Genomic DNA, 23,512 nt, shown 5'->3' on the forward strand with positions numbered 1-23,512 from the left:
AACAACGGTGTCAAGGTGCTGTTGTCGAATGGGTCGGGATTCTCGAGTTCCACGTGGTTGACTGGTTACGGTAAGCCGGACTGGGCGGGTGTCGGCGACTTCAACGGTGATGGGAAGTCGGATCTCGCCTGGTACGAGGCGTGGAACAACAACGGTGTCAAGGTGCTGTTGTCGAATGGGTCGGGATTCTCGAGTTCCACGTGGTTGACTGGTTACGGTAAGCCGGACTGGGCGGGTGTCGGTGACTTCAACGGTGATGGGAAGTCTGATCTCGCCTGGTATGAGGCGTGGAACCATAACGGCGCGGCCCAAGTATTGCTGTCGACGTCGACGGGTTTCTCGGGGGCGGAGTGGCTGAAGGGCTACGGGAAGCCCGATTGGGCGAATGGCGCAGCGGTCGTTTCGTCTTCAGCTGATCCACGGGTCCAGGGCAGGCCAGCTATCGGTACTACTCTGACGGTCGCGTCGTCCGGCTGGTACCCGGGCACCGTGTCGCTGCGGTACCAGTGGCTACGGAACGGCCAGAGTATCCCGGGCGCGACGGCGGCGAGCTACCCGGTGGTGGACGCGGACGCACAGAAGTCGATCTCGGTCACCGTCACGGCGGAGTCGCCGGGATTGATAGCCGTCTCTCGCACGAGTGCGCCCGTCTCGGTGCCCGCACGGACATTCGCATCCACACCGACTCCGACCATCTCGGGAACGGTGAAGGTCGGCGCAACCCTCTCTGCGAAGACGGGGACGTGGTCTCCGAGGGCCTCGTTCGCATATCAGTGGTTGCGAGACGGCAAGACTGTCCGCGGCGCGACGTCGAAGTCGTACACGCTTGTGGCAGCGGACGCCGGATCCAGGATCACGGTCCGCGTCACGGGGACACGTACTGGCTACGCCGCCGTGACGAAGACGAGCGCAGCGACCTCGATCGTCAAGCGATGACCGCTGGGTCGCGCGGGTCAGTCCCGCCGCGGATCGATCATCGTCATGCCCGCCGGTGAGGCCGTGTCCATGCCGGGGAGCAGGGTCGCCGCCTCGCGCAGCCCGATGACGCGCTCGATCAGGTCGTGCGGGCGCAGCGCACCGCTCTCGATCAGCGAGAGCATCTCGGGATAGTCGACCGCTGCCATGCCGTGGCTGCCCAGGAGGTCGAGCTCCCACGCGATGACGCGCGCCATCGGCATCGGGGTCATCCCGTCGGCCGTGGGCAGCAGCCCGATCTGCACGTGGCGTCCCCGCCGGCGCAGGCTCAGCACCGCGTCGCGCGAGGTCTGAGCGCTGCCGACCGCGTCGACGGCGACGTGGCTCCCGCCGCCGGTGATCTCGTGCACCACGGCGGCGATGTCGGACCCGTCGGCGAGAAGCGTGTGCTCGGCGCCGAGGCGAGCGGCCGCCTCGAGAGCCGCGGGCGTGCGATCGACGACGATCACGCGCGCGCCGAGGGCGACCCCGATCATCACCGCGCTGAGGCCCACCCCGCCGGCCCCGACGACCGTGATCCACTCGCCCGCCTGTACGCGGGCGCGGCCGGTCAGGGCGCGGTACGCCGTGGCGAAGCGGCATCCGAGCGCCGCAGCCGCCTCGAAAGAGACGCCGTCGGGGATCCGCACGACGTTCGTGTCGGCCGCGCGCAGGACGACCCGCTCGGCGAACGAGCCCCACTGCGTGAACCCGGGCTGCTGCTGGTCGGGGCACACCTGCGCGTCGCCCGCGAGGCACCACTCGCACGCCCCGCAGCCCATCACGAACGGCACGGTGACGCGGTCGCCGACGCTCCACCGCTGAACGCCCGCGCCGACCTCGACGATGACGCCCGCCAGCTCGTGCCCGGGAACGTGGGGGAGCGAGACGTCGTCATGCCCGACCCACGCGTGCCAGTCGCTCTTGCAGAGCCCGGTCGCGTGCACCTCGACCACGACCCCGCCGTCCGGAGCGGTCGGGGCCTCGACGTCGCGCACCTCGAGGGGTGCGGCCAGGGCGTCCATGATCATCGCGCGCATGGCATCCATTCTTCCGCCCTCGCTCGGGGCGGCCGCCTTCTGTGGCCGTGACCGTGTGGCGGCGTGCGAAACTCCTGAAAAGTCACGGCCCGTGAGGCTCGGCCCGCAGAAGTCCGCGGGCCTGCGCGCACCGCCGGTCGATCTCTCAGGAGTTTCGCACCGGCCGGGGCGGTGGCAGGGTCGTCGCCGGGCTGTGTGTCTTGAGGGACGGGCGGCCGTGCGCGGCGTGCAGACCTCCTGAGAAGCGGCCCGCGACGGCCCCGCGGCTCGCCAGTTGCCGGTCCACGCCCCGGTTTCTCAGGAGTTTCGCACCGAGGCGCGCCTCGGCGCGATGCGCCGGTCGAGTCAGAGAGAGTCGACCACCCGCGACGCCAGGCCCGCGTAGGCGGCGGGGGTCAGGGCGAGCAGGCGCTCCTTCGCGGCATCCCCGATGTCGAGGCCGCGCACGAACTCGGCCAGCTCGGGGGCGCCGACGCGGCGACCGCGCGTGAGGTCCTTCAGCAGCGCGTACGGGTCGGTGATCGTCGAGCGACCGGCGGCGATCTCGGCGCGCACCACGGTCTGGATCGCCTCGGCGAGCACCTCCCAGTTCACGTCGAGGTCGGCCAGCAGCACGTCCTCGGCGAGCGAGATCTCGGTGAGGCCGCGCTGCAGGTTGTCGAGCGCGAGCAGCGAGTGGCCGAACGCGACGCCGATGTTGCGTTGCGTCGTCGAGTCGGTCAGGTCGCGCTGCATCCGGCTCGTCACGAGGGTGGATGCCAGGGTGCTGAACAGTCCACCGGCGATCTCGAGGTTCGCCTCGGCGTTCTCGAAGCGGATCGGGTTGATCTTGTGCGGCATCGTCGACGAGCCGGTGGCTCCCGCGACGGGGATCTGCGTGAAGTACCCGAGCGAGATGTAGGTCCAGATGTCGGTGGCGAGGTTGTGCAGGATGCCACCCGCGTGGCGCGCGCGGTCGTAGAGCTCGACCTGCCAGTCGTGCGACTCGATCTGCGTCGTGACGGGGTTGAACCCGAGACCGAGCGACTCGATGAACTCGCGGGTCAGGGCGGGCCAGTCGACGTCGGGCTCGGCGGCGACGTGCGCCGACCAGGTGCCGGTCGCGCCGGAGAACTTCGCGAGGTACTCCCCGGCATCCAGCTGACGGATGACGCGCTCGAGGCGCCACGCGAACACGCCGATCTCTTTGCCCATCGTCGTGGGCGTCGCGGGCTGGCCGTGCGTGCGCGAGAGCATCGCGGCGTCGCGGTGCTTCACCGCGAGCTCGGCGAGGGCCACGGTGACGGCGCGGAGCTTTGGCAGCCACACACGCTCGACGGCCCGCTTCACGGTCAGGGCGTAGGCGGTGGAGTTGATGTCTTCGCTCGTGCACGCGAAGTGCGTGAGCTCGGCCAGGGCGGTGAGTCCGAGGCTGTCGAGGCGGTCGCGCACGAGGTACTCGACGGCCTTGACGTCGTGGCGCGTCACCGCCTCTTTCTCTTTGAGCCAGGCGATCTCGTCGGCGCCGAACTCCTCGTACAGGGCACGGAGCTTCGCCCGGTCGGCGTCGGACACCGGCGAGGTACCGAACAGCGAACGGTCGGTGAGGGCCAGGAGCCACTCGACCTCGACCTCGACGCGGGCGCGGTTCAGGCCCGCCTCCGACAGATAGTCGCCGATTTCTGCGACGGTGCCGAAGTACCGGCCGTCGAGCGGGCTGAGGGGCTGCGGAGGCAGAGCGGACACGGGTCTCCCGGGGGTCGCGCGAAGGGGTCAGCCCGCGGAACGGATGGCGGGCTCGAGCTGCCGGAACAGGGCGCGGCAGGCACTCTCGATCATACCGAGCACCTCGTCGAACATCGGGGGGCCGGCGTAGTACGGGTCGGGGACGTCGAGGGTCTCGGCATCCGGAACGAACGACTGCAGCAGGGCGATCTTGTCGGCGGCGTCGTCGTCGCGGGCCCAGCCGCGCAGGACGCGTTCGTGGCTGCGGTCGAGCGCGACGACCAGGTCGTTGCGCTCGAAATCGGCGTACTGGAACTGCCGCGCGCGATGCGCCGCGCCGTCGTACCCCAGACGCTCCAGAGCTGCGAGGGTGCGGTGGTCGGCGCGTTCGCCGACGTGCCAGTCGCCGGTACCGGCCGACGACGAGGCGACACGCGGGCCGAGGCCCGAGGAATCGGCGAGATGACGGAAGACCACATCGGCCATGGGGGAGCGACAGATGTTGCCGCTGCACACGAACACGACGCGGAAGGGCGCGTCGGCACTCGCGGTCATCCCTCCATCATGGCGCTGAAGCGCCGCGACCGCACGCGCCGATTCCTCCGGGGGAGGCTGAGCTCGTCGAAGCCTCCGGGGGATTCGCGTCCCGGTCCCTTCGACGGGCTCAGGGACCTCGGCGGTGCGAGGCGGACTCACCGCGTCAGCGTCGTGAACGTTCGTCTCGACGCGGACGCAGGATGCCGCCGAGCACGGCGTTGATGATGCCGATCAGCAGTGCCGCCACGACCGTCAACCAGAACTCGCCCGTGCGCAGACCCCAGTTCCAGTTCGCGGTGATGACGGCGGTCAGCCACAGCAGGAAGCCGTTGATCACGAGCGAGATGAGCCCGAGCGTGAGGATGTACAGCGGGATCGCGACGATCTTGACGACGGTCCCGACGATCGTGTTCACCAGGGCGAAGATGAGCCCCACGAGCAGCAGGGTGAGGGCGACCTGCAGCCACTCTCCGGGCGCGAAGGGGATCAGCCGCACCTGCAGGGCGGGCAGCAGCGTGACGATCCAGATGGCGAAGGCGTTGACGGCGACGCGGACGACGAAGCGCATGCCCCCACCCTGGCACGGGGCGTCACCTCTCGTCAGGGGCTTGCGGCGGATGCCACGGGGGACTGACGCGCGACAGGCCCCCGCGATTAGGCTCGCGGGGTGAGTGAAGAGCCGGTCCTCCCCCGAATCCGCCCCGAGATCGCCGCCCTGCCGGCGTACCGTCAGGGCCGTCAGGCCAGCGCCGACGCGTTCAAGCTGTCGAGCAACGAGAACCCCTTCGACCCGCTCCCCGGTGTTCTCGAGGCCATCCAGGGGGCGTCCGGCATCAACCGGTATCCGGATGCCACGGCCGCCCGCCTCCGCGAACGTCTCGCCGCGCGCCACGGCGTCTCGCCCGACGACGTGCACATCGGTGCCGGTAGCGTGTCTCTGCTCGCGCAGCTGCTTCTCGCGACCTCGGGACCGGGCGACGAGGTCGTTTACGCCTGGCGCTCGTTCGAGGCCTACCCCTCGCTCGTCGCCGTCGCCGGAGCCACGAGCGTGCAGGTGCCCTTGACCGAGGACTTCCGCCACGACCTGCCCGCGATGGCCGCGGCCATCACCGAGCGCACGCGCCTGGTCATCGTGTGCAGCCCGAACAACCCCACGGGCCCCACCGTCACCCACGACGACTTCGCCGCGTTCGTCGAGGCCGTGCCCGCCGATGTGCTGATCGTGCTCGACGAGGCGTACGCCGAGTTCGTGACCGACCCCTCCTCGGTCGAGGGCGACCGCGTGCGCGCGATCATCGCCCGACCGAACATCGTCGTGCTCCGCACCTTCAGCAAGGCCTACGGTCTGGCGGGCCTCCGCGTCGGCTACGCGATCGGGCACACGCGGGTTCTCGACGCCGCGCGCAGCACCGCGATCCCGCTGTCGGTCACGGCCGCGGCCGAAGAGGCCGCGCTCGCGAGCCTCGCCGCCGAGTCCGAGCTCCTGGAGCGCGTCCGCGTCATCGCCGAGCGCCGCGACCGTCTCGTCGCCCGCCTCCGCGATGCCGGGTGGCCGGTGCCCGACGCCCAGGGCAACTTCGTGTGGCTCCCCGCGGGAGACCGCGCGCTCGAGGTCGCCACGGCGTTCGAGGAGGCCGGTCTCGTGGTGCGTCCCTTCGCCGGCGACGGCGTGCGGATCTCGATCGGCGAAGAGGAGTCGCTCGACCGCATCGTCGAGGTGGCAGCCGCCACGGCTCCGCGCTGACCCCCCGGCGGCACAGGTCCCTGAGCTTGTCGAAGGGCCCGGTACCCGCGGTGCTCCGGTGGCTTCGACAAGCTCAGCCACCTCGCGGAAGGTCCGCGTCCCCGAGCTCGTAGAGGCGACGCGGGGGCTCCGGCGGTCCGCGGGAGGTCCCTGAGCTTGTCGAAGGGACCGGGCCCACGACCGCGCCGCTTTGTGGATGATGGATGCCGAATCCCGGCATCCATTGTTCACCTCATGCGGTCCCCGGCATAGGGCGAGCATTAGCGTGGGAGCATGACCCCGCTCGACGACCCCGCTCTCGTGCGCGTTCTGGCAGCCGACGGCACGATGGCGCCCACGCCCGCGGCCGAGCGCTACCTGCCGCTCATCGACGCGCTGACCGACGCCGAAATCGAGACGTTCTACCGCGACATGGTCTCGATCCGCGCGTTCGACGTGCAGGCCACCAACCTGCAGCGCCAGGGCCAGCTCGCCCTGTGGCCGCCGTCCTTCGGTCAGGAGGCCGCCCAGGTCGGCTCCGCGCGTGCGGCTCGCACGCAGGACCACATCTTCCCCTCGTACCGCGAGCACGTGGTCACCCGCATCCGTGGCGTCGACCCGCTCGACATCATCCGACTGATGCGCGGCCTCACGCACGGCGGCTGGGATCCGTCCGACCCCAAGAACGGCAACACCCACATCTACACGCTCGTGCTCGGTGCGCAGACGCTGCACGCGACGGGCCTCGGCATGGGGCTGGTGTTCGACGGAAAGTGCGGCACCGGAGACCCCGAGCGCGACGAAGCGGTCATCGTCTACTACGGCGACGGCGCGTCCAGCCAGGGCGACGTGCACGAGGCCATGGTCTTCGCCGCGAGCTTCCAGACCCCCGAGGTCTTCTTCCTCCAGAACAACCAGTGGGCCATCTCCGTCCCGGTCGCCACGCAGTCGCGCTCGCCGCTGTACAAGCGCGGTGAGGGATACGGCATCCCGAGCGTCCAGGTCGACGGCAACGACGTGCTCGCCAGCTACGCCGTGTCGAAGCTCGCCCTCGACGAGGCCCGTGCCGGCGGCGGCCCCCGCGCGATCGAGGCGATGACGTACCGCATGGGCGCGCACACCACGAGCGACGACCCGACCAAGTACCGGACCTCCGACGAGGAGCAGTCGTGGGGCCGTCGCGATCCGATCGCCCGCATGCGCGCGTTCCTCGAGGCCCGCGGTGCGTCGCAGCAGTTCTTCGACGACGCGGATGCCGAGGGTGCCGCGCTCGCCGACGACGTGCGTGTGCGCACGAACGAGCTCGGCACGATCCCCCGCGCGCACATGTTCGAGAGCGTGTACTCCGAGGCGCACGCGCTGATCCAGGAGGAGCAGCGCTGGCTCGACGACTACGAGGCGTCGATGGAAGGGGGCGCGCAGTGACCGAGAACATGCCGATCAGCCGCGCGCTGAACGCGGGTCTCCGCCGCGCGCTCGAGACCGACGACCGCGTCCTGCTCATGGGCGAGGACATCGGCCCGCTCGGCGGCGTCTTCCGCGTGACCGAGGGTCTGCAGAAGGACTTCGGACCCCGCCGCGTCATCGACTCGCCCCTCGCCGAGTCCGGCATCGTCGGGACCGCGATCGGCCTCGCGATGGGCGGGTTCAAGCCCGTGCTCGAGATCCAGTTCGACGGCTTCGTCTTCCCGGCCTTCGACCAGATCACCTCGCAGCTCGCGAAGATCACGAACCGTCACGAGGGTGGCGTGCGCATGCCCGTCGTCATCCGCATCCCGTACGGCGGGCACATCGGCGCGGTCGAGCACCACCAGGAGAGCCCCGAGGCGTACTTCACGCACACGGCCGGTCTGCGCGTGGTCAGCCCCTCGAACGCGAACGACGCGTACTGGATGATGCAGCAGGCCATCGCCTCGCCCGATCCGGTCATCTTCCTCGAGCCGAAGGCGAAGTACTGGCAGAAGGGCGAGGTCGACCTCGACGCCCCCGCCCTGCCGCTGCACGCGAGCCGCATCGTCCGGCGCGGCACCGACGTGACCCTCGTGGGCCACGGCGCCATGGTCACGACCCTCCTGCAGGCGGCCGCGCTCGCCGAGAGCGAGGGCACGAGCTGCGAGGTCATCGACCTGCGTTCGCTGTCTCCCGTCGACTACGGTCCTCTGCTCGATTCGATCCGCCGCACGGGCCGCATGGTCTACGCGCAAGAGGCGCCGGGCTTCACCTCGCTCGGTTCCGAGATCGCCGCGACCGTGATGGAGAAGGCGTTCTTCGCGCTCGAGGCGCCCGTGCTGCGCGTGTCGGGCTTCGATGTGCCCTTCCCGCCCGCGAAGCTCGAGGGCACCTACCTGCCCGACGCCGACCGCATCCTCGAGGCCGTCGACCGGTCTCTCGCTTACTGACACCCTCCCGGCCGTGAGGCCCTCCCGCCGCCGGATCATTCCGTTGCGGCACCGCCGGTGGCAAGCTGGCTCCCGAGCAAAGGACACACCGTGACCGAGCAGACCTTCGTTCTCCCCGACGTCGGAGAGGGCCTCACCGAGGCCGAGATCGTGCAGTGGCGCGTCGCCCCCGGCGACACCGTCGCGGTCAACGACGTGATCGTCGAGATCGAGACGGCGAAGTCGCTCGTCGAGTTGCCCTCGCCCTACGCGGGCACGGTCGGCGAGCTCCTCGCCTCCGAGGGGGCCACGGTCGAGGTCGGTGCCCCGATCATCACGATCGGATCGACGGATGCCGGCACCCCGACGCCCGCGGAGCCCGTCACCGTTCCCGAGCCCAGCGACCCCGGCGGGGCCGTGCTCGTGGGATACGGCACGGGTGGCGCGGTGTCGTCACGCCGGCGCAAGCCCGCCGAACGTCCGGTGAAGGCATCCGTCGGAGTGGTCGCCAAGCCCCCGATCCGCAAGCTCGCGCGCGACCTCGGCGTCGACCTCTCGGCCGTGACGCCGAGCGGTCCCGCCGGCGAGGTGACGCGCGACGACGTCGTGAAGCACGCCGAGCAGGCGAGCGTCTTCCGCAACATCGAGACGCCCGCGTGGGGAGAGGTGCGTGAGGAGACGATCCCGGTCCCCGCTCCCGCGGCGCCCGCGCCCGTGGCATCCGTCCCCGCCGCCGATGCCCGCGAGGAGTCGATCCCCGTCCGCGGCGTCCGCAAAGCCACCGCGAACGCGATGACCTCGAGCGCGTACTCGGCCCCGCACGTGTCGGTGTGGGTCGATGTCGACGCCTCGCGCACGATGGAGCTCGTCAAGCGTCTCAAGGCCTCGCCAGACTTCGCCGACGTGAAGATCTCGCCGCTGCTGATCATGGCCCGCGCGGTGATCTGGGCTCTGCGCCGCACGCCGATGATCAACGCCGCCTGGGTCGACACCGAGGACGGCGCGCAGATCTCGGTGCGCCACTACGTCAACCTCGGCATCGCTGCCGCCACCCCCCGCGGCCTCCTCGTGCCGAACATCAAGGACGCGCAGGCGATGAACACCCGCGAGCTCGCGAAGGCGCTCGAGAACCTCACCCTGACGGCCCGCGAAGGCAAGACGAGCCCCGCCGATCAGGTCGGCGGCACCTTCACGATCACGAACATCGGCGTGTTCGGAGTGGATGCCGGCACCCCGATCCTCAACCCCGGCGAGGCCGGCATCATCGCCCTCGGCGCGATCCGACAGAAGCCGTGGGTCGTCGACGGCGAGGTACGCCCCCGCTGGGTGACCACGGTGTCGGGCTCGTTCGATCACCGCGTGGTCGACGGCGACGGGATCTCGCGGTTCATCGCGGATGTGGCATCCGTTCTGGAGGAGCCGGCGCTGCTGCTCGACTGAGGCTCGGATCGGGCCGGGCCCCGGCAGTTCCTCCGCGTCGAGCACGGCGTGGCCCGGTCGCGTGATGTGCAAACGAGACTGGAATCTGATCTGGTCCTACAATAAAGTTCGTATTAAAGCGTTTAATACTCACTTTAATGAGGTCAGTCATGGCGAAGCGCACGGTTCCCCTTCGACCACACGTGCGAGACGCGCTGGCGGTGTGGGGCCAGGTGATCCGTCAGGGGCGGATCGACCGCGGGTGGAGCCTCGCCGAATTGGCTGCGCGTGCCAATGTCTCCGACCGCACTGTCGCTGCGGCGGAGGCGGGGAGCCCGGGGACCGCCGTCGGGACGATGGTCGATCTCGCCGACCTCGTGGGCATTCCGCTCTTCGGTCTCGAGGACCGCGCGGAGATCGCCTTACGACGCCGTCGCGGCGAGGAGATGCTGGCGCTGCTCCCGCAACGCGTGCGGAGGCCGCTCAACGAGGTCGCGGACGATGACTTCTGACGAGTTGTACGTGTGGACATGGCTTCCGGGTCACGCCGATCCCGTCGTCGCCGGTCGCATCGAGCAGGATGGTCCGCTCCTGCGGTTCATCTACGGCGCGAACTACCGGAGGCGACCCGATGCGATCAGTCTTTACGCCCCGGAACTTCCGCTCGTTCCTGGTCTGCAGGATCCGCGGGAAGGCCTGACCATCGCCGGTGTCCTTCGCGACGGCAGCCCCGATCGGTGGGGGCGCGGCGTCATCGAGCGTCGGCGCGGGGTCGCACCGAACTCGTTGTCGGAACTCGACTACATGATCGATTCGAGCTCCAACCGGTTCGGGGCACTCGACTTCCAGCGGTCGCGTGAGGAGTACGTTCCGCGCGATGATTCCGCCACCCTCGATGAGCTGCACGACGCTGCTCAGCGCCTCGACCACGGCGAAGACCTCTCCCCGTCGCTGGATGCTGCCCTCATTCACGGGACGAGCCTCGGCGGTGCACGCCCCAAGGCATCACTCACCGACGAAAACGGCGAGGAGTGGCTCGCCAAGTTCTCTTCGTCTGACGATCGGGTTTTCTCGGTCGTGAACGCGGAGGCTGCGATGTTGGAACTCGCTCGTCGGGCCGGATTGGACGTGCCCGCCACCAAGGTGGTCCGGTCCCTGGGTAAGGAGGTGCTTCTCGTCAAGCGGTTCGATCGCGACGGGCACGGCGGCCGACGCCACGTGGTGTCCGGGCTCACCATGGCGCAGACGGATGAGATGTATGCGCGTTATGTCTCGTATCCGCAGATTCTCGACGTCTTGCGTGAGTACGCGACGGATGCGACGCGACCGGGTCCGGAACTCTTCCGTCGTATCGCGTTCAACATCGCCATCAGCAACAACGACGATCACGCCCGCAACCATGCGGCGTTTTGGGACGGCAGTCATCTCGAGCTCACACCCGTGTATGACCTGGCGCCGGGAAACAGGTCCGGCGACTCGTTCGCTCAGGCGATGGCTTACGGGCGAGGGGATGACGCTGCGCGGGTCTCGAACTTCGGCGCGCTGATCGCTGAGTCGGAGATCTACGGTCTGCGTGCGCATGAGGCGCGCGACATCGTGGACGGACTGGTCGAGAGGATCCGGGCTAACTGGGCGGATGCCGCTGACGCGGCGCGTTTGACCCGTGCTGACCGCGAGTCCCTCGAAGCGCGGCAGCTGCTGCCGCGAGCCGCGTTCTTCGATCTCGGGTGAGCGCTTCGGCTATGGATCAGGAGGGCTGAGAACCGCCATCCCTCCCTCGGAGTACTCGACGCCGCTCCCACGTCCGCCCTGGACGTTTTGTCGCAGCTGGGCTGATCCTTGGTGTGTCTTTCACTGTCGACTGTTTCCTGCGGATGGTTCTCTCCAGGTCCGCGATCTTGTGAGCGACCGCATCGACGTACTTGCCCACCCGTTGCGGACTGTCATGAAGACGGAGGTACCGCCGGTTCCCCCTCCGCGAAGCGCGGAGGGCCGGAACTCGTAGTCGACGACGACGTACGGACGGGTGAGAGCGATGTTCGACTCGGCGAGCAGCCTATTTGAAGCGCTCAGTTGTCGGAGCTGGCCGGCGGCGATAACTCGTGCGATCACGGCGGCGACCGCGGCGACCACGGTACCCACGCCTTGAACGGTTGCCCAGAACACCGTGTCGGTCATTCTCCGTTCTATCAACATCGGCGTCTTCGGAGTGGATGCCGGCACCCCGATCATCAACCCCGGTGAGGCCGGCATCATCGCCCTGGGTGCCATCCGGCAGAAGCCGTGGCTCGTCGACGGCGAGGTGCGCTCGCGCTGGGTGACCACGGTGTCGGGCTCGTTCGATCACCGCGTGGCCGACGGCGACGGGATCTCGCGGTTCATCGCCGACGTGGCGTCCGTCTTGGAGGAGCCCGCGCTGCTGCTCGACTGAGTTCTCCTCGAGCCGTCGGGGGATGCCGTGTCGCGGCGTGCCCGAGATCACACGATCGTGTTGAGATCACGCGTTCGCGCGCGGCCGGTGCGCGTGCGCTCGTGCGGATCGTGCGATCTCGGCGGGGGCGAGGTGCTCGCCGGGCAGCGGGATACCCGCGCACGGCCACTCGGACCGTTCCATCGGCCTCGGCCTGCCACAGGGGCGGCCGGGGTGCCGATTCGATTACCCCGGATGACGACTGGTTACGGGTCCTAACGGTTCGACTTTGGTATCCGTCCTGCGCTTGTTTACGTAGAGCTATGACTTCACGCACCACCTCACGCCTGGCCACGATCCTCGGCGCTTCCACCGCAGCCCTTCTCCTCGCCCTCACCGGGTGCGCCGGAGGAGCGGCATCCGGAGACGACTCGTCCCGCATCGTCCTCGGTGCCGACGACGGAAATGAGGCGCACTGGACGGTGCTGAAGCAGAAGCTCGCCGACGAGGGCATCGACCTCGAGGTGCGCACGATCAACGACGGCGTGCAGCTCAACCAGGGCGTGCAGGACGGCGAGCTCGACGTGAACCTCTTCCAGCACCTCATCTACCTGTCGCAGTTCAACGTCGAGAACAACGGCACGCTCGTGCCGGTCGGCGCCACCGCCGTGTATCCGCTCGCTCTGTACTCGGAGCAGTACAAAGACGTCAAAGACCTGCCCGAGGGTGCGAAGGTCGCGATCCCGAACAACCCGACCAACCTCGCCCGGGGCCTCCTCAACCTGCAGACGGCGGGGCTGCTCACGCTCAAGGACGGCGGGACCGCCCTGTCGACCCCGGCCGACATCGTCACCTCCAAGGTCGAGCTGCTGCCCGTCGACACGAACCAGACCGTCACCGCGCTCAAGGACGGCAGCGCCCAGGCCGCGATCGTCAACAACACGCAGGCGCAGAAGGGCGGGCTCGGTGACGAGCTCATCATCTTCAAGGAAGACCTGAACAACCCGCAGCTCGCGCCCTACATCAACGCCTTCGTCACACGCGACGACAAGAAGGACGACCCGCGCTGGGCGAAGCTCGTCGAGGCGTACCACTCGCCCGAGGTCGAGGCCGCGGTCACCGAGCTCAACCAGGGCAACCTGCAGTTCAAGGCCGACTGGACCGCCGCGCAGCTGCAGGACGAGCTGACGAGCCTCGAAGACGCCCTCAAGGCCCAGAAGGGATGACGTCGGTCATCGAGCTGCGGGGCGTCACGAAGAGCTTCCGCACCGATCGCCGCTCCTCCACGACCGCCGTCGACGACGTCTCGGTGAGCGTGGAGGAGGGGTCGATCGTCGGCGTCATCGGCTACTCCGGCGCCGGCAAGTCCACTCTGGTGCGCCTGCTGAACGGCCTCGAGAAGCCCACCTCGGGAACCGTCGAGGTGCTGGGGGTGAACGTGGGGGATGCCAGCGAGGCGACGCTGCGCGACCTGCGGCGCCGCGTCGGCATGATCTTCCAGCAGTTCAACCTGTTCTCCTCGCGCACGGTCGCGGCCAATGTCGCCTACCCGCTCAAGGTCGCGGGGTGGAAGAAGGCCGACCGCGACAAGCGCGTCGCCGAGCTGCTCGACTTCGTCGGCATCGGCGACAAGGCGAAGCAGTACCCCCGGCGCCTGTCGGGCGGGCAGAAGCAGCGCGTCGGCATCGCGCGCGCGATCGCGACGAATCCGCGGATCCTCCTCGCCGACGAGGCGACGAGCGCCCTCGATCCGCAGACCACGGCCGAGATGCTCGACCTGCTGCGCGAGATCAACCGGCGCCTGGGCATCACGATCGTGGTCATCACGCACCAGATCTCGATCGTGCACGAGCTGTGCGACCAGGTCATCGTCATGGACGGCGGACGCGTGGTCGACAGCGGCGACACGTACCGCGTCTTCGCGCACCCGCGGGCGGAGCTGACCAAACGCTTCGTCGCCGCGGTGACGCAGGGCGTGCCGTCGGGCGAGGCGCTGGCGGCGCTCGCCGCGGGCGGCGGAGACCTGATCAGCGTCGAGGTCAACGAGTTCACCAGCGAAGACGTGTCCGAGGTGTTCCACCGCCACGGCGCGCGCCACTCCGTGGTCTACGGCGGCGTCACCGACGTGCTCGGCAAGCAGCTCGGCACCCTGACCTACCGCGTGCACACCGACAGCCTGGATGCCATCGTCACCGAGCTCCGCTCCCACACCGACGTCGTGGTGCCGAACGCCGAGGAGGCCCGCGCATGAACAAGTGGGACACCCTGACGCCGGTGCTGCTGCAGTCGATCGGCGAGACCGTCTACATGGTCGCGGTGTCGCTGCTCATCTCGGGCATCGCGGGACTCGCCATCGGCGCCCTGCTCTACGCCACCCGCCCCGGCAACCTGTTCGAGAACCGTGTCGTCTTCTTCGTCGCGAACCTCGTGATCAACCTCATCCGCCCCATCCCGTTCATCATCTTCCTCACCGCCGTGGCCCCGGTCACGCGCGCGGTGACGGGGACGACCCTGGGGACGGATGCCGCGATCGTGCCGATCACGATCATGGCGACCGTCGTGATCGCCCGCGTCGTCGAGCAGAACCTCGTCGCGGTCGATCCCGGCACCGTCGAGGCCGCGCGGGCCGTGGGCGCGCGCCGCATCGGCGTGCTCTTCGGCGTGGTGATCCCCGAGGCGCTCGCGCCGCTCATCCTCGGCTACACGTTCATGTTCATCGCCGTCGTCGACATGTCGGCGATGGCGGGCTACATCGGCGGCGGCGGACTCGGCAACTTCGCGATCATCTACGGCTACCAGCAGTTCAACGCTCAAGCGACGTGGGTCACGGTCGCGATCATCGTGGTGATCGTGCAGGCGGGTCAGCTGGTCGGCAACGCGCTCGCGCACCGCATCCTGCGGCGTTGAACCGAGCCGGGTCGTGCCCGCTTGCACGTCTCGGTCCGCCCGCGAGCGGGGTGCCCGGCGCGCCCGTGCCGTCGTGCGGATCTTGCCCCCCATAAACGCTCTCCGCTCACGGAAACGCGTGCACAGCGTGTTTCTGTGAGCGGAGAGCGTTTATAGGGGTGTGCGAGCGGCCGCGGCAGCGCTGGCCCGCCCGGCGCCTCATCCTGGGAAGCTCTTATGGCCTCCGAGCTGAGTTTGAGAACGGTTATCACTCGCTTTAGAGTGGATGCCATGACCCGACGCCTGCTCGCCCCCCTCGCCCTCGGCGCGGCCTCCGTGCTCGCCCTCGCCGGCTGCGCCGGCGCGTCTCCCTCGGCCGGCTCGACCGCGAGTGCCGACGGCAAGGTGACCGTCGTGGCATCCACCGACGTCTACGGCTCGATCGCCGAGGCGGTCGGCGGCGACTTCGTCGACGTGACCTCGATCATCACCTCGCCGACGCAGGACCCGCACGAGTACGAGGCGAGCGCGCAAGACCAGCTGACGCTGAAGAACGCCGGCCTCGTGATCGAGAACGGCGCGGGATACGACTCCTTCATGGAGGGCCTCATCCAGGCGAGCGGCACCGCGGCGCCCGTCATCACCGCGGTCGAGTTCAACCACGACTACCCCGGCGCCGAGTCGCACGATGACGCGAGCCCAGCCCCGAGCGAGAGCGCCGACGACCACGCGCACGCCGAGGGCGAGACCCACGCCGAAGACGACGGCCACGACCACATCGAGGGCTTCAACGAGCACGTCTGGTACGACCCGCACACGGTCGAAGGCCTCACCGAGGCGATCGCCGAGGAGCTCGGCAAGCTGTCGCCCGAGCACTCGGCGGACTTCACCGCCAACGCCGAGGCCTTCACCCAGCAGATCGCCGGTCTCGAGGACTCGCTCGACGCGATCAAGGCGAAGGATGCCGGAGCGAAGATCTTCGTGACCGAGCCGGTGCCCGTGTACCTGACCACGGCGGCCGGTCTCGACAACGCCACGCCGAACGAATTCAGCGAGTCGGTCGAAGAGGGGCAGGACGTGCCGCCCGCGACCCTGCTCGAGTCGCTGCAGCTCCTCGACTCCGGCCAGATCAAGGTCATGATCGTGAACCCGCAGACCGGTGGCGCCGAGGTCACGAAGGTCCAGGACGAAGCCAAGGCCAAGAACATCCCCGTGATCGAGTTCACGGAAACGCTCCCCGAGGGTCAGACTTACATCTCGTGGATGCAGAGCAACATCACGGCCCTGAGCGACGCGCTCGCGGCGTGAGCGCAGCGGCACCGCTGCGCATCCGCGGCGCCGCCCTCGAGAGAGGCGGCCGTGAGCTGTGGGCCGGGCTCGACCTCGAGGTCGAGCCCGGCGAGCTCGTCGCCGTGCTCGGGCCGAGCGGCTCGGGCAAGACCACGCTGCTTCGCGCGATCCTCGGCCTCGAGCGGTTGAGCGAGGGATCCATCGAGGCGCTCGGCGAACCGGTGCGCCGCGCCGGAAACCGCCGCATCGGCTACATCCCGCAGCAGCGACCCCTGCCGCGCGAGACGCCTCTGCGCGGGCGCGACATCGTGGGTCTCGGGGTCGACGGCCATCGCTTCGGCCTGCCGCTCTCGCGCAAGAAGGACCGCGCGCGCATCGACGAACTCCTCGACGCCGTGGGAGCCACCGCCTTCGGCGACCGCCCCGTCGGTCTGCTGTCGGGCGGCGAGCAGCAGCGACTCCGCGTGGGCCAGGCGCTCGCCGATGATCCCGCTCTCCTGCTCTGCGACGAGCCGCTCACCAGCCTCGACCTCGCGAACCAACAGGCCGTCGTCCGCCTCATCGACCGGCACCGCCGCGAGCGCGATGCCGCCGTGCTGCTGGTCACCCACGACATCAACCCTGTGCTCTCGCGCGTCGATCGCATCCTCTACATCGCGAACGGCCGCTTCACCCTCGGCACCCCCGACGAGGTGCTCACCACCGAGACCCTGTCGGCCCTCTACGGTGCCCCCGTCTTCGTGGTGCGCGCCGGCGGGCAGCTCATCGTCGTCGGAGCTCCGGATGCCGATGAGGCCCACCACCATCACCACGACGAGGACGACGCATGAACTGGTCGGACGTCGGCAACGCCCTCTTCGGCGGGGTAAGCCAGTACGGCGAGATCCTCGAGCTGGTGCAGAACTCCGTCTACGCGGGGGCCGTCCTCGGCCTCGTCGGCGGACTCATCGGGGTCTTCGTCATGCAGCGCGACATGGCCTTCGCCGTCCACGGCATCAGCGAGCTCTCGTTCGCGGGGGCGGCCGTCGCTCTGCTGATCGGCGTCGATGTGGTCTCCGGCTCGATCGTCGGCTCTCTGATCGCCGCGGCGCTGATCGGCGTGCTGGGTGCCCGTGCGCGCGACCGGAACTCGATCATCGGCGTGCTCATGCCGTTCGGCCTGGGTGTCGGCATCCTGTGCCTGTCGCTCTACAACGGACGCAGCGCCACGCGGTTCAGCCTGCTGACCGGGCAGATCGTCTCCGTCCAGAGCGGACAGCTCGGGTGGCTCGTGGCGATCGGGGCGATCGTGCTGGTCGCGCTGCTGCTGGTCTGGCGTCCGTTGCGCTTCGATTCCCTCGACCCGCAGTCCGCTGCCGCCCGCGGGGTGAACACCACCGCAGTGTCGTTGGTGTTCATGCTGCTGCTCGGGCTCATCGTCGCCGTCGCCGTGCACATCATCGGCGCCCTGCTCGTGATGGCGTTGCTCGTCACCCCGGCCGCTGCCGCGATGCGCGTGTCGTCCGGCCCCCTCTCGGTGCCGCTGCTGGCAGCGCTGTTCGGCTTCGTGTCCGCGGTGGGCGGCGTCCTCCTCGCGGTGGCGGGAACCCTGCCGGTGAGCCCCTACATCACGACCATCTCGTTCGCGATCTACCTCGTGTGCCGGGTCATCGGCGCGCGCCGCGATCGCACCACCAGGGCCGTGTAGGCGCCCAGCCGATTCACCGACGACCTGGCTAAACTCGGGGCCATGGTCCAGCGCAACACGTGGCAGCGAGAGCGGGTGCGCGAAGCCCTCGCCGGTGCGGGAGGCTTCGTCAGCGCCCAGACGCTGCACGCGACGCTGCGCGACGAGAACACCGGCATCGGCCTGGCCACCGTGTACCGGGCGCTCGCCGGACTCGCGGCCCAGGGCGACGCCGACTCGCTGCAGAGCCCCGAGGGCGAGAACCTCTTCCGCGCGTGCGAGACCCGCGGACACCACCACCACCTGATCTGCCGCTCGTGCGGCGTCGCGGTCGAGATCGAGGCCGACGCCGTCGAGGAGTGGGCCCAGCGCACCGCCGCGCAGCACGGCTTCACCGAGGCCGAGCACGTGGTCGACATCTTCGGCATCTGCGCCGACTGCGCGCAGGCGCGCGCCCGCGAGCGTGGCGACGACTAGTCGCACCGCGACGCCGTCGCCGCAGCGCACCGGCGCCTCCCGCACCCTCGTCGCCCTCGGCCTGGGTGTCGTGGTCATCGCGGCGCTGTTCCTCATCGACGCGTTCGCACCGACTTTCTTCGCGCAGCCGCTGCCCACGCGCGCGCAGGACGGGCTGACCCTCGCCCTCAGCGTGCTGATCGAGTCGCTGCCCTTCGTCGTGCTCGGCGTGGTGCTGTCGATCATCGTGCAGGTGTGGGTACCGCCAGGGACGATCGAGAGATGGATGCCGCGCGCGCCGTGGGCGCGCCGAGCGGTGCTGTCGCTGCTGGGCATGTTCATCCCCGTCTGTGAGTGCGGCAACGTGCCCTTCGCGCGGGGGCTGCTCATGCGCGGCTTCGGCGTTTCCGACACCCTGACGTTCCTCGTCGCCGCTCCGATCGTGAACCCGATCGTGATCATCAGCACGCACGCGGCGTTCGGCTTCAGCGACGGCATCCTCGTCGCGCGCCTGATCGGCGGGTTCCTCGTCGCGAACCTGATCGGCTGGCTGTACAGCCGGCATCCCGATCCCGACAAGCTGCTCACCGAGCGCTTCCTCGAAACGTGCGAGATCGTCGTGCAGGAGCGCGGCGACCGCGGGAGGCGCACGCTCGCGCAGTTCGTCGTCGAGCTGCGGTCGGTGATGCCGGCCCTCATCATCGGCTCGTTGCTGGCGGGCGCGGTCCAGGTGCTCGTCCCCCGGAGCGCTCTGCTGGCGATCGGTTCCGACCCGGCCCTGTCGATCGCCGCGATGATGGCGCTGGCGATCGTCGTGTCGTTGTGCTCGAACGTCGACGCGTTCTTCGCGCTGTCATTCGCCTCGACGTTCACACCGGGCTCGATCGTGGCCTTCCTCGTCGTGGGGCCGATCATCGACCTCAAGATGATGGCGCTGCTGCGCACCACCTTCTCGACGCGCGTCCTGGTGGGGATGACGGTGGTCGTCGTGCTCTTCGCGTTCTCGCTCGGAACGGTGGTGAATCTCCTTGTCTAAGACCGGTGCCCTCGCGACACGCTGGCTGGGAGTGGGTCTCACGGCCTGCCTGTCGATCACGACGATCACGCTGTGGCTCACGGGGCGGATGTCGCTCTACATCAACCCCGACTCCGCCTGGTTCGCCGTCGGGATGTCGGTCGTCGCGCTGATCGGCGCGATCGCGTCGTTCGCCCTCCCGCTCGGGGCCGAGGCCGATCACGGGCACGACCACGAGCACGGTCACGCTCCCGCGGCCGCCTCGGCGCGCCGCGAAGCCTTCGCCCACGCCGACCACGAGCACTCCGACCCGGCCGACGCCCACGACCACGCCGCGCACGAGCACCTCGCGGCCCGTCCACGCCTGACGCCGGCGGGAATCGCCGCGTTCACCGGGGGCGTGCTGGCCTCGACCGCCGTCGTCGCCGTGCTGCTCACGCCCGCGGCCTCGCTCTCGACCGAGCTCGCGGTCTCGCGAGACGTGGGGGCGGCGCCCCTGTTCGCCGGTTCCGACGTGATCACCCTGGCCGCGTCCGGCGACACCTCGAAGTTCGGCGTCGGCGACTGGTCGGCGGTCTTCGCCCACGCGACGAATCCCGAGACCTTCGACGGCAAACCCGTCACCCTGACCGGCTTCATCACCCCCGGCGGTGACGGGGCGAGCTTCGACCTCACGCGACTCGTCATCACGCACTGCGTCATCGACGCCCAGACCGCGCGTCTGCCGATCGCGGCGACCGGGGACGCCCCGGCGAGCGGGCAGTGGGTGACGGTGACCGGGACGGTGCGTTCGAGCGGTGACGGCAAGCTCGAGGTGCACGCCGACCAGGTGGCCGCGATCGACGAGCCGGCGGACCCCTATGAGTACTGACACCCGGCGCCGGGGCGGCGCGGACTCTCGTCGCGCGCGGGCGCGCCGACGCCAGGGTCGCGGTTACCTCGCCGCGTTCGGCGTGGTGCTGCTGACCCTCGTGCTCGTGGGCGGGGTGGGCGGCGTCGTCGCCGTCGCGCAGGGACCCCGCGTCACGGACGTGCAGGTCGATCCGGCCGCCGGCATCGCGGCATCCGGATCCCGCGTCATCCTCACCACGACCCAGTCGCTCGAGAAAGTGGATCCCTCGCAGGTCGAGGTGGAGCCGGCGACGCCGTTTACCGTCGACACCTCGGGGCGCAGCGTCGGCATCCGCTTCACGCTGCCGCTGCGCGACGACTCCGACTACCGCGTCACCGTGAACGACGTGAAGGGTCTCGGCGCGGGGCCGGGAGCGACCCTCACCGAGACGTTCCGAACGCCGGCCCTGCAGGCCTACCTGATGCAGCGCGGGACGCCCGAGGGCGACACGATCTTCCGCACCGACCTCGAGGGCAAGACCGGGCTTCCGGTGTTCACCGATCCGCACATCGAGGACTTCCGGACGACGGCGAACCACCTCGTCATCTCCACACGCGACAACGACACCGCTCGCGTGATCGTGACCGATCTCGACGGGAAGAACCCGCGCGACGTGACCCTGCCCGGCCCCGGCTTCGTCTCGAACCTGCAGTCGGCGGATCGCGGAGAGCGCTTCGGGTTCACCTTCTCGGATGCCACTCTCGGCGCCGCGGGCGGACGCGAGAGTCGGCTCTTCACGGCCTCGGCCGCGACCGAGGACGCCCCGGTCGAGGTCGGTCTCAACGGGGGTGACGTGCGCATCGCCGACTGGCGTTTCGTGCCCGACACCGACAGCATGCTCGTGCTGACGTTCGACTCGCGGCTCCTCCTGACCGACGCGGTGGGCGGGAACGCTGCGCCGCTGGGCAGCGCGGTGGCCATCGACGGCATCGCGCGCGGGTCGTCGGTGGCGATCGTCGAACGCCTCGAAGGAGTGCGCGAGATCAACCTCACGGACGGCTCGGAGGAAGCCCTCGTCGACCCGGTCGACCCTCCGGGCAGAACGGGCCGCGCGACGCCCGTCCCCGGTCTCGACGCGGGAACCGTGCGGTCGTTCGCGGACATCGGGTCGGACGGCGCCTACCGCTCGACCATCGTCGGGCACGTCAGCAGCGACGGGACGGTGCGCCAGCTCCTCGACGTGCCGGGAACCGACACGGTCCTGCAGACGTGCGTCTCGCCGAGCGGGCGGTACGCCGCGGTCCTGGTCGCCCCCGGCGCCGTGAACAACCCCTTCGACCGCTACCAGCTGCCCCTCCCCGGAAAGCTGCAGACGCACCTCGTCGAGATCGACACCGGTCAGCAGCTCGTCGCCCTCCAGGGCTTCGACATCTCGTGGTGCCAGGTCCCGCCCGGATGACGCGGTTCGCGACGCGCGACGAGCTCGCGGGGCTCCCGGTCGAGGTCGCTCCGCTGCTCCTCGGTGCGGTGCTCGAGACCGAGGTCGAGGGCGAGCGGGTCGCCGTCCGCCTCACCGAGGTCGAGGCGTATCACGGACTCGGCACGGGGGAGCGGCCCGATCCGGGTTCGCACGCGCGGATGGGGCCGACCGCCCGTAACGCCACGATGTGGGGCGAGCCCGGTCATCTGTACGTCTACCTGAGCCACGGCATCCATTCCTGCGTCAACGTCGTCTGCGGACCCGAGGGCGTCGCCGGTGGTGTGCTGCTGCGCGGCGGCGAGGTCGTCGAGGGGGCTCCGGTCGCCGAGAGGCGTCGTGTCGAGCGCCGGGGCGTCGTGCGCGCCGCGCGCGACCTCGCCCGGGGTCCCGGCCGTCTGGGCGATGCGGTGGGCCTGCGGCATCCGCAGCATGACGGGATCGATGCGGTGACCGGTGAGATCCGCGCCGGTGCTCGCGCGCGGCTGCGGTGGCCGGATGAACCGGTCGATGCGATCGCGACCGGCCCCCGCGTCGGGGTGGCGGGTGTCGCCGGCACCGCCGCGTTCCCGTGGCGCTTCTGGATCGAGGGGGATGCCACGGTGTCGACGTTCCGCTGGGGCCGCGGTGCCGCGGAGGCGGCGGGGGAGTGACGGTCCCGGTCCCTTCGACGGGCTCAGGGACCTCCACGGTGCAGGGACCCGCGGTCGGCGCGGGTGCACCGGAGGTGGCTGAGCCTGTCGAAGTCACCGGGAGTCGAAGTGACCCTTCGACCAGCTCAGGGCCTCTCAGCGCTGAAAGGCTGCGTCCGTCAAGGCGACACGCCGTTCGTGCTAGACTGACCCCTTGTCTGCGCGCACTCCAGCACGCAGTTCGCACCCCTCCTCCTGATCCCGGCTCTCCGTCGTGCTCAGACGGGGTGCAGACAAGGGATCTTGGGTGGCACCGTCCGGTGTCACGGTACAGAAGGAGACATCACCATGGCAGCAGTGTGCCAGGTGACTGGAGCGGTTCCCGGCTTCGGTCACAACATCTCGCACTCGCACCGCCGGACGAAGCGCCGCTTCGACCCGAACGTGCAGAAGAAGACCTACTTCGTTCCGTCGCTGGGTCGCAACATCAAGCTCAACGTTTCGGCGAAGGGCATCAAGGTCATCGACGCGCGCGGTATCGAAGCCGTCGTCCGTGACCTGCAGGCGAAGGGCGTGAAGCTGTAATGGCGAAGAAGGCTCAGGACGTCCGTCCGATCATCAAGCTGCGTTCGACCGCCGGCACGGGGTACACCTACGTGACGCGCAAGAACCGCCGCAACAACCCCGACCGCATCGTGCTCAAGAAGTACGACCCTGTGGTCCGCAAGCACGTCGACTTCCGAGAGGAGCGCTAAGCACATGGCTAAGAAGAGCAAGATCGCGCGCAACGAGCAGCGCAAGGTCGTCGTCGAGCGCTACGCCGCGAAGCGCGCCGAGCTGAAGAAGACCCTGGTCGACCCCAACGCGACCGACGAGGCCCGCGAGGCCGCCCGCGTGGGCCTGCAGAAGCTGCCCCGCAACGCCTCGCCCGCGCGTGTGCGCAGCCGCGACGTCATCGACGGCCGCCCCCGTGGTGTCCTCACGAAGTTCGGCGTCTCGCGCGTCCGCTTCCGTGACATGGCCCACCGTGGCGAGCTGCCCGGTGTGACCAAGTCGTCCTGGTAAGCACCAGTACCACCGCGAAGGGCGGGGG

General features: G+C 69.5%; 25 protein-coding genes and 2 pseudogenes. 22 read left to right on the top strand and 5 right to left on the bottom strand.

The genetic code is table 11. From position 1 onward, the window contains the following. Nucleotides 1-936: pseudogene (locus AB0O24_RS04515) on the top strand (hypothetical protein); the annotation flags it as partial. 17 nt (nucleotides 937-953) lie between these two features. Here the strand turns inward: AB0O24_RS04515 and AB0O24_RS04520 are convergent. The 4 genes from AB0O24_RS04520 to AB0O24_RS04535 all read right to left on the bottom strand — a co-directional run bounded on the left by AB0O24_RS04520 (nucleotide 954) and on the right by AB0O24_RS04535 (nucleotide 4,803). Continuing rightward, a complete protein-coding gene (locus tag AB0O24_RS04520) occupies nucleotides 954-1,994 on the bottom strand; it encodes a zinc-dependent alcohol dehydrogenase family protein (protein ID WP_275796056.1) in 1,041 nt (346 codons plus the stop codon). A 345-nt stretch (nucleotides 1,995-2,339) separates the two neighbouring features. Beyond that, entirely contained in the window at nucleotides 2,340-3,719 is a 1,380-nt protein-coding gene (gene purB / locus AB0O24_RS04525) for an adenylosuccinate lyase (protein ID WP_307384131.1), read from the bottom strand. A 27-nt stretch (nucleotides 3,720-3,746) separates the two neighbouring features. Then, nucleotides 3,747-4,253, bottom strand: a complete 507-nt coding sequence (locus tag AB0O24_RS04530) for a low molecular weight protein-tyrosine-phosphatase (protein ID WP_275799944.1) — start codon at nucleotides 4,251-4,253, stop codon at nucleotides 3,747-3,749. Between the two features lie 145 nt (nucleotides 4,254-4,398). Then, nucleotides 4,399-4,803: a phage holin family protein gene (locus tag AB0O24_RS04535; protein WP_275799945.1), complete on the bottom strand. Its 405-nt coding sequence runs from the start codon at nucleotides 4,801-4,803 to the stop codon at nucleotides 4,399-4,401. 99 nt (nucleotides 4,804-4,902) lie between these two features. Here AB0O24_RS04535 and AB0O24_RS04540 point away from each other — a divergent pair, with 99 nt between their 5' ends. The 6 genes from AB0O24_RS04540 (at nucleotide 4,903) to AB0O24_RS04565 (ending at nucleotide 11,486) form a co-directional block, all read left to right on the top strand. Beyond that, the gene (locus AB0O24_RS04540; RefSeq protein ID WP_275799946.1) at nucleotides 4,903-5,979 is read left to right on the top strand and encodes a histidinol-phosphate transaminase; all 1,077 of its coding nucleotides are present in this window, start codon (nucleotides 4,903-4,905) and stop codon (nucleotides 5,977-5,979) included. 273 nt (nucleotides 5,980-6,252) lie between these two features. Next, complete coding sequence (locus tag AB0O24_RS04545; RefSeq protein WP_275800276.1) at nucleotides 6,253-7,383, top strand: thiamine pyrophosphate-dependent enzyme; 1,131 nt, start codon at nucleotides 6,253-6,255, stop codon at nucleotides 7,381-7,383. Nucleotides 7,384-7,391: 8 nt separating this feature from the next. Beyond that, complete coding sequence (locus tag AB0O24_RS04550; RefSeq protein WP_081318543.1) at nucleotides 7,392-8,357, top strand: alpha-ketoacid dehydrogenase subunit beta; 966 nt, start codon at nucleotides 7,392-7,394, stop codon at nucleotides 8,355-8,357. Between the two features lie 90 nt (nucleotides 8,358-8,447). Further along, the gene (locus AB0O24_RS04555; RefSeq protein ID WP_275800275.1) at nucleotides 8,448-9,776 is read left to right on the top strand and encodes a dihydrolipoamide acetyltransferase family protein; all 1,329 of its coding nucleotides are present in this window, start codon (nucleotides 8,448-8,450) and stop codon (nucleotides 9,774-9,776) included. 149 nt (nucleotides 9,777-9,925) lie between these two features. Then, nucleotides 9,926-10,267: a helix-turn-helix transcriptional regulator gene (locus AB0O24_RS04560; protein ID WP_275800273.1), complete on the top strand. Its 342-nt coding sequence runs from the start codon at nucleotides 9,926-9,928 to the stop codon at nucleotides 10,265-10,267. Beyond that, entirely contained in the window at nucleotides 10,257-11,486 is a 1,230-nt protein-coding gene (locus tag AB0O24_RS04565) for a HipA domain-containing protein (protein WP_275800272.1), read from the top strand. Before AB0O24_RS04560 ends, AB0O24_RS04565 begins: the two co-directional genes overlap by 11 nt. A gap of 120 nt (nucleotides 11,487-11,606) precedes the next feature. Here the strand turns inward: AB0O24_RS04565 and AB0O24_RS04570 are convergent, their stop codons facing one another. Beyond that, the gene (locus tag AB0O24_RS04570; protein ID WP_275800271.1) at nucleotides 11,607-11,933 is read right to left on the bottom strand and encodes a hypothetical protein; all 327 of its coding nucleotides are present in this window, start codon (nucleotides 11,931-11,933) and stop codon (nucleotides 11,607-11,609) included. A 13-nt stretch (nucleotides 11,934-11,946) separates the two neighbouring features. On the opposite strand from AB0O24_RS04570, the pseudogene AB0O24_RS04575 reads away from it, so the two are divergent. From AB0O24_RS04575 to rpsN, 15 genes and pseudogenes are all read left to right on the top strand, one after another. Then, nucleotides 11,947-12,186 (top strand): annotated as a pseudogene (locus AB0O24_RS04575) (2-oxo acid dehydrogenase subunit E2); the annotation flags it as partial. Nucleotides 12,187-12,488: 302 nt separating this feature from the next. Next, nucleotides 12,489-13,391, top strand: a complete 903-nt coding sequence (locus tag AB0O24_RS04580; RefSeq protein ID WP_275800270.1) for a MetQ/NlpA family ABC transporter substrate-binding protein — start codon at nucleotides 12,489-12,491, stop codon at nucleotides 13,389-13,391. After that, nucleotides 13,388-14,416, top strand: a complete 1,029-nt coding sequence (locus AB0O24_RS04585) for a methionine ABC transporter ATP-binding protein (RefSeq protein WP_275800269.1) — start codon at nucleotides 13,388-13,390, stop codon at nucleotides 14,414-14,416. Before AB0O24_RS04580 ends, AB0O24_RS04585 begins: the two co-directional genes overlap by 4 nt. Beyond that, nucleotides 14,413-15,072, top strand: a complete 660-nt coding sequence (locus tag AB0O24_RS04590; protein WP_275800268.1) for a methionine ABC transporter permease — start codon at nucleotides 14,413-14,415, stop codon at nucleotides 15,070-15,072. Before AB0O24_RS04585 ends, AB0O24_RS04590 begins: the two co-directional genes overlap by 4 nt. A gap of 270 nt (nucleotides 15,073-15,342) precedes the next feature. Next, nucleotides 15,343-16,359 (top strand): zinc ABC transporter substrate-binding protein, encoded by a 1,017-nt coding sequence (locus AB0O24_RS04595; RefSeq protein ID WP_275800267.1) that lies wholly within the window; start codon nucleotides 15,343-15,345, stop codon nucleotides 16,357-16,359. Next, nucleotides 16,356-17,171, top strand: coding sequence for a metal ABC transporter ATP-binding protein (locus AB0O24_RS04600; protein WP_363372887.1), 816 nt, complete (start codon nucleotides 16,356-16,358; stop codon nucleotides 17,169-17,171). Before AB0O24_RS04595 ends, AB0O24_RS04600 begins: the two co-directional genes overlap by 4 nt. After that, on the top strand, nucleotides 17,168-18,028 hold the full coding sequence (locus tag AB0O24_RS04605) for a metal ABC transporter permease (protein WP_275801651.1): 861 nt from the start codon (nucleotides 17,168-17,170) through the stop codon (nucleotides 18,026-18,028). Before AB0O24_RS04600 ends, AB0O24_RS04605 begins: the two co-directional genes overlap by 4 nt. 42 nt (nucleotides 18,029-18,070) lie before the next feature. Next, a complete protein-coding gene (locus AB0O24_RS04610; protein ID WP_275801652.1) occupies nucleotides 18,071-18,484 on the top strand; it encodes a transcriptional repressor in 414 nt (137 codons plus the stop codon). Then, nucleotides 18,471-19,499, top strand: coding sequence for a permease (locus tag AB0O24_RS04615; RefSeq protein ID WP_058627182.1), 1,029 nt, complete (start codon nucleotides 18,471-18,473; stop codon nucleotides 19,497-19,499). Before AB0O24_RS04610 ends, AB0O24_RS04615 begins: the two co-directional genes overlap by 14 nt. After that, nucleotides 19,492-20,349 (top strand): DUF1980 domain-containing protein, encoded by an 858-nt coding sequence (locus AB0O24_RS04620; protein WP_275801653.1) that lies wholly within the window; start codon nucleotides 19,492-19,494, stop codon nucleotides 20,347-20,349. Before AB0O24_RS04615 ends, AB0O24_RS04620 begins: the two co-directional genes overlap by 8 nt. Beyond that, nucleotides 20,339-21,769 (top strand): hypothetical protein, encoded by a 1,431-nt coding sequence (locus AB0O24_RS04625; RefSeq protein WP_275801654.1) that lies wholly within the window; start codon nucleotides 20,339-20,341, stop codon nucleotides 21,767-21,769. The genes AB0O24_RS04620 and AB0O24_RS04625 overlap by 11 nt, the downstream gene beginning before the upstream one ends. Next, a complete protein-coding gene (locus tag AB0O24_RS04630; protein WP_275801655.1) occupies nucleotides 21,766-22,440 on the top strand; it encodes a DNA-3-methyladenine glycosylase in 675 nt (224 codons plus the stop codon). The genes AB0O24_RS04625 and AB0O24_RS04630 overlap by 4 nt, the downstream gene beginning before the upstream one ends. Before the next feature lie 327 nt (nucleotides 22,441-22,767). Next, nucleotides 22,768-23,004, top strand: a complete 237-nt coding sequence (rpmB, locus tag AB0O24_RS04635) for a 50S ribosomal protein L28 (protein ID WP_013584774.1) — start codon at nucleotides 22,768-22,770, stop codon at nucleotides 23,002-23,004. Continuing rightward, nucleotides 23,004-23,174 carry a 50S ribosomal protein L33 gene (gene rpmG / locus AB0O24_RS04640; protein WP_013584775.1) on the top strand — a complete coding sequence of 57 codons (171 nt, stop codon included), beginning with the start codon at nucleotides 23,004-23,006 and terminating at the stop codon, nucleotides 23,172-23,174. Before rpmB ends, rpmG begins: the two co-directional genes overlap by 1 nt. A gap of 4 nt (nucleotides 23,175-23,178) precedes the next feature. Continuing rightward, nucleotides 23,179-23,484, top strand: coding sequence for a 30S ribosomal protein S14 (gene rpsN / locus AB0O24_RS04645; RefSeq protein WP_022878196.1), 306 nt, complete (start codon nucleotides 23,179-23,181; stop codon nucleotides 23,482-23,484). Nucleotides 23,485-23,512: the final 28 nt, after the last annotated feature.

Source organism: Microbacterium sp. NPDC086615, from assembly GCF_040686055.1.
Taxonomy (GTDB): domain Bacteria; phylum Actinomycetota; class Actinomycetes; order Actinomycetales; family Microbacteriaceae; genus Microbacterium.

Bases quoted from the DNA above. Each gene is read 5' to 3' on its own strand.
- AB0O24_RS04520 (WP_275796056.1), bottom strand. From the start codon at position 1,994: ATGCGCGCGATGATCATGGACGCCCTGGCCGCACCCCTCGAGGTGCGC.
- AB0O24_RS04530 (WP_275799944.1), bottom strand. From the start codon at position 4,253: ATGACCGCGAGTGCCGACGCGCCCTTCCGCGTCGTGTTCGTGTGCAGC.
- AB0O24_RS04535 (WP_275799945.1), bottom strand. From the start codon at position 4,803: ATGCGCTTCGTCGTCCGCGTCGCCGTCAACGCCTTCGCCATCTGGATC.
- AB0O24_RS04545 (WP_275800276.1), top strand. From the start codon at position 6,253: ATGACCCCGCTCGACGACCCCGCTCTCGTGCGCGTTCTGGCAGCCGAC.
- AB0O24_RS04550 (WP_081318543.1), top strand. From the start codon at position 7,392: ATGCCGATCAGCCGCGCGCTGAACGCGGGTCTCCGCCGCGCGCTCGAG.
- AB0O24_RS04560 (WP_275800273.1), top strand. From the start codon at position 9,926: ATGGCGAAGCGCACGGTTCCCCTTCGACCACACGTGCGAGACGCGCTG.
- AB0O24_RS04565 (WP_275800272.1), top strand. From the start codon at position 10,257: ATGACTTCTGACGAGTTGTACGTGTGGACATGGCTTCCGGGTCACGCC.
- AB0O24_RS04570 (WP_275800271.1), bottom strand. From the start codon at position 11,933: ATGACCGACACGGTGTTCTGGGCAACCGTTCAAGGCGTGGGTACCGTG.
- AB0O24_RS04580 (WP_275800270.1), top strand. From the start codon at position 12,489: ATGACTTCACGCACCACCTCACGCCTGGCCACGATCCTCGGCGCTTCC.
- AB0O24_RS04585 (WP_275800269.1), top strand. From the start codon at position 13,388: ATGACGTCGGTCATCGAGCTGCGGGGCGTCACGAAGAGCTTCCGCACC.
- AB0O24_RS04590 (WP_275800268.1), top strand. From the start codon at position 14,413: ATGAACAAGTGGGACACCCTGACGCCGGTGCTGCTGCAGTCGATCGGC.
- AB0O24_RS04595 (WP_275800267.1), top strand. From the start codon at position 15,343: ATGACCCGACGCCTGCTCGCCCCCCTCGCCCTCGGCGCGGCCTCCGTG.
- AB0O24_RS04605 (WP_275801651.1), top strand. From the start codon at position 17,168: ATGAACTGGTCGGACGTCGGCAACGCCCTCTTCGGCGGGGTAAGCCAG.
- AB0O24_RS04610 (WP_275801652.1), top strand. From the start codon at position 18,071: ATGGTCCAGCGCAACACGTGGCAGCGAGAGCGGGTGCGCGAAGCCCTC.
- AB0O24_RS04625 (WP_275801654.1), top strand. From the start codon at position 20,339: ATGAGTACTGACACCCGGCGCCGGGGCGGCGCGGACTCTCGTCGCGCG.
- AB0O24_RS04630 (WP_275801655.1), top strand. From the start codon at position 21,766: ATGACGCGGTTCGCGACGCGCGACGAGCTCGCGGGGCTCCCGGTCGAG.
- rpmB (WP_013584774.1), top strand. From the start codon at position 22,768: ATGGCAGCAGTGTGCCAGGTGACTGGAGCGGTTCCCGGCTTCGGTCAC.
- rpmG (WP_013584775.1), top strand. From the start codon at position 23,004: ATGGCGAAGAAGGCTCAGGACGTCCGTCCGATCATCAAGCTGCGTTCG.
- rpsN (WP_022878196.1), top strand. From the start codon at position 23,179: ATGGCTAAGAAGAGCAAGATCGCGCGCAACGAGCAGCGCAAGGTCGTC.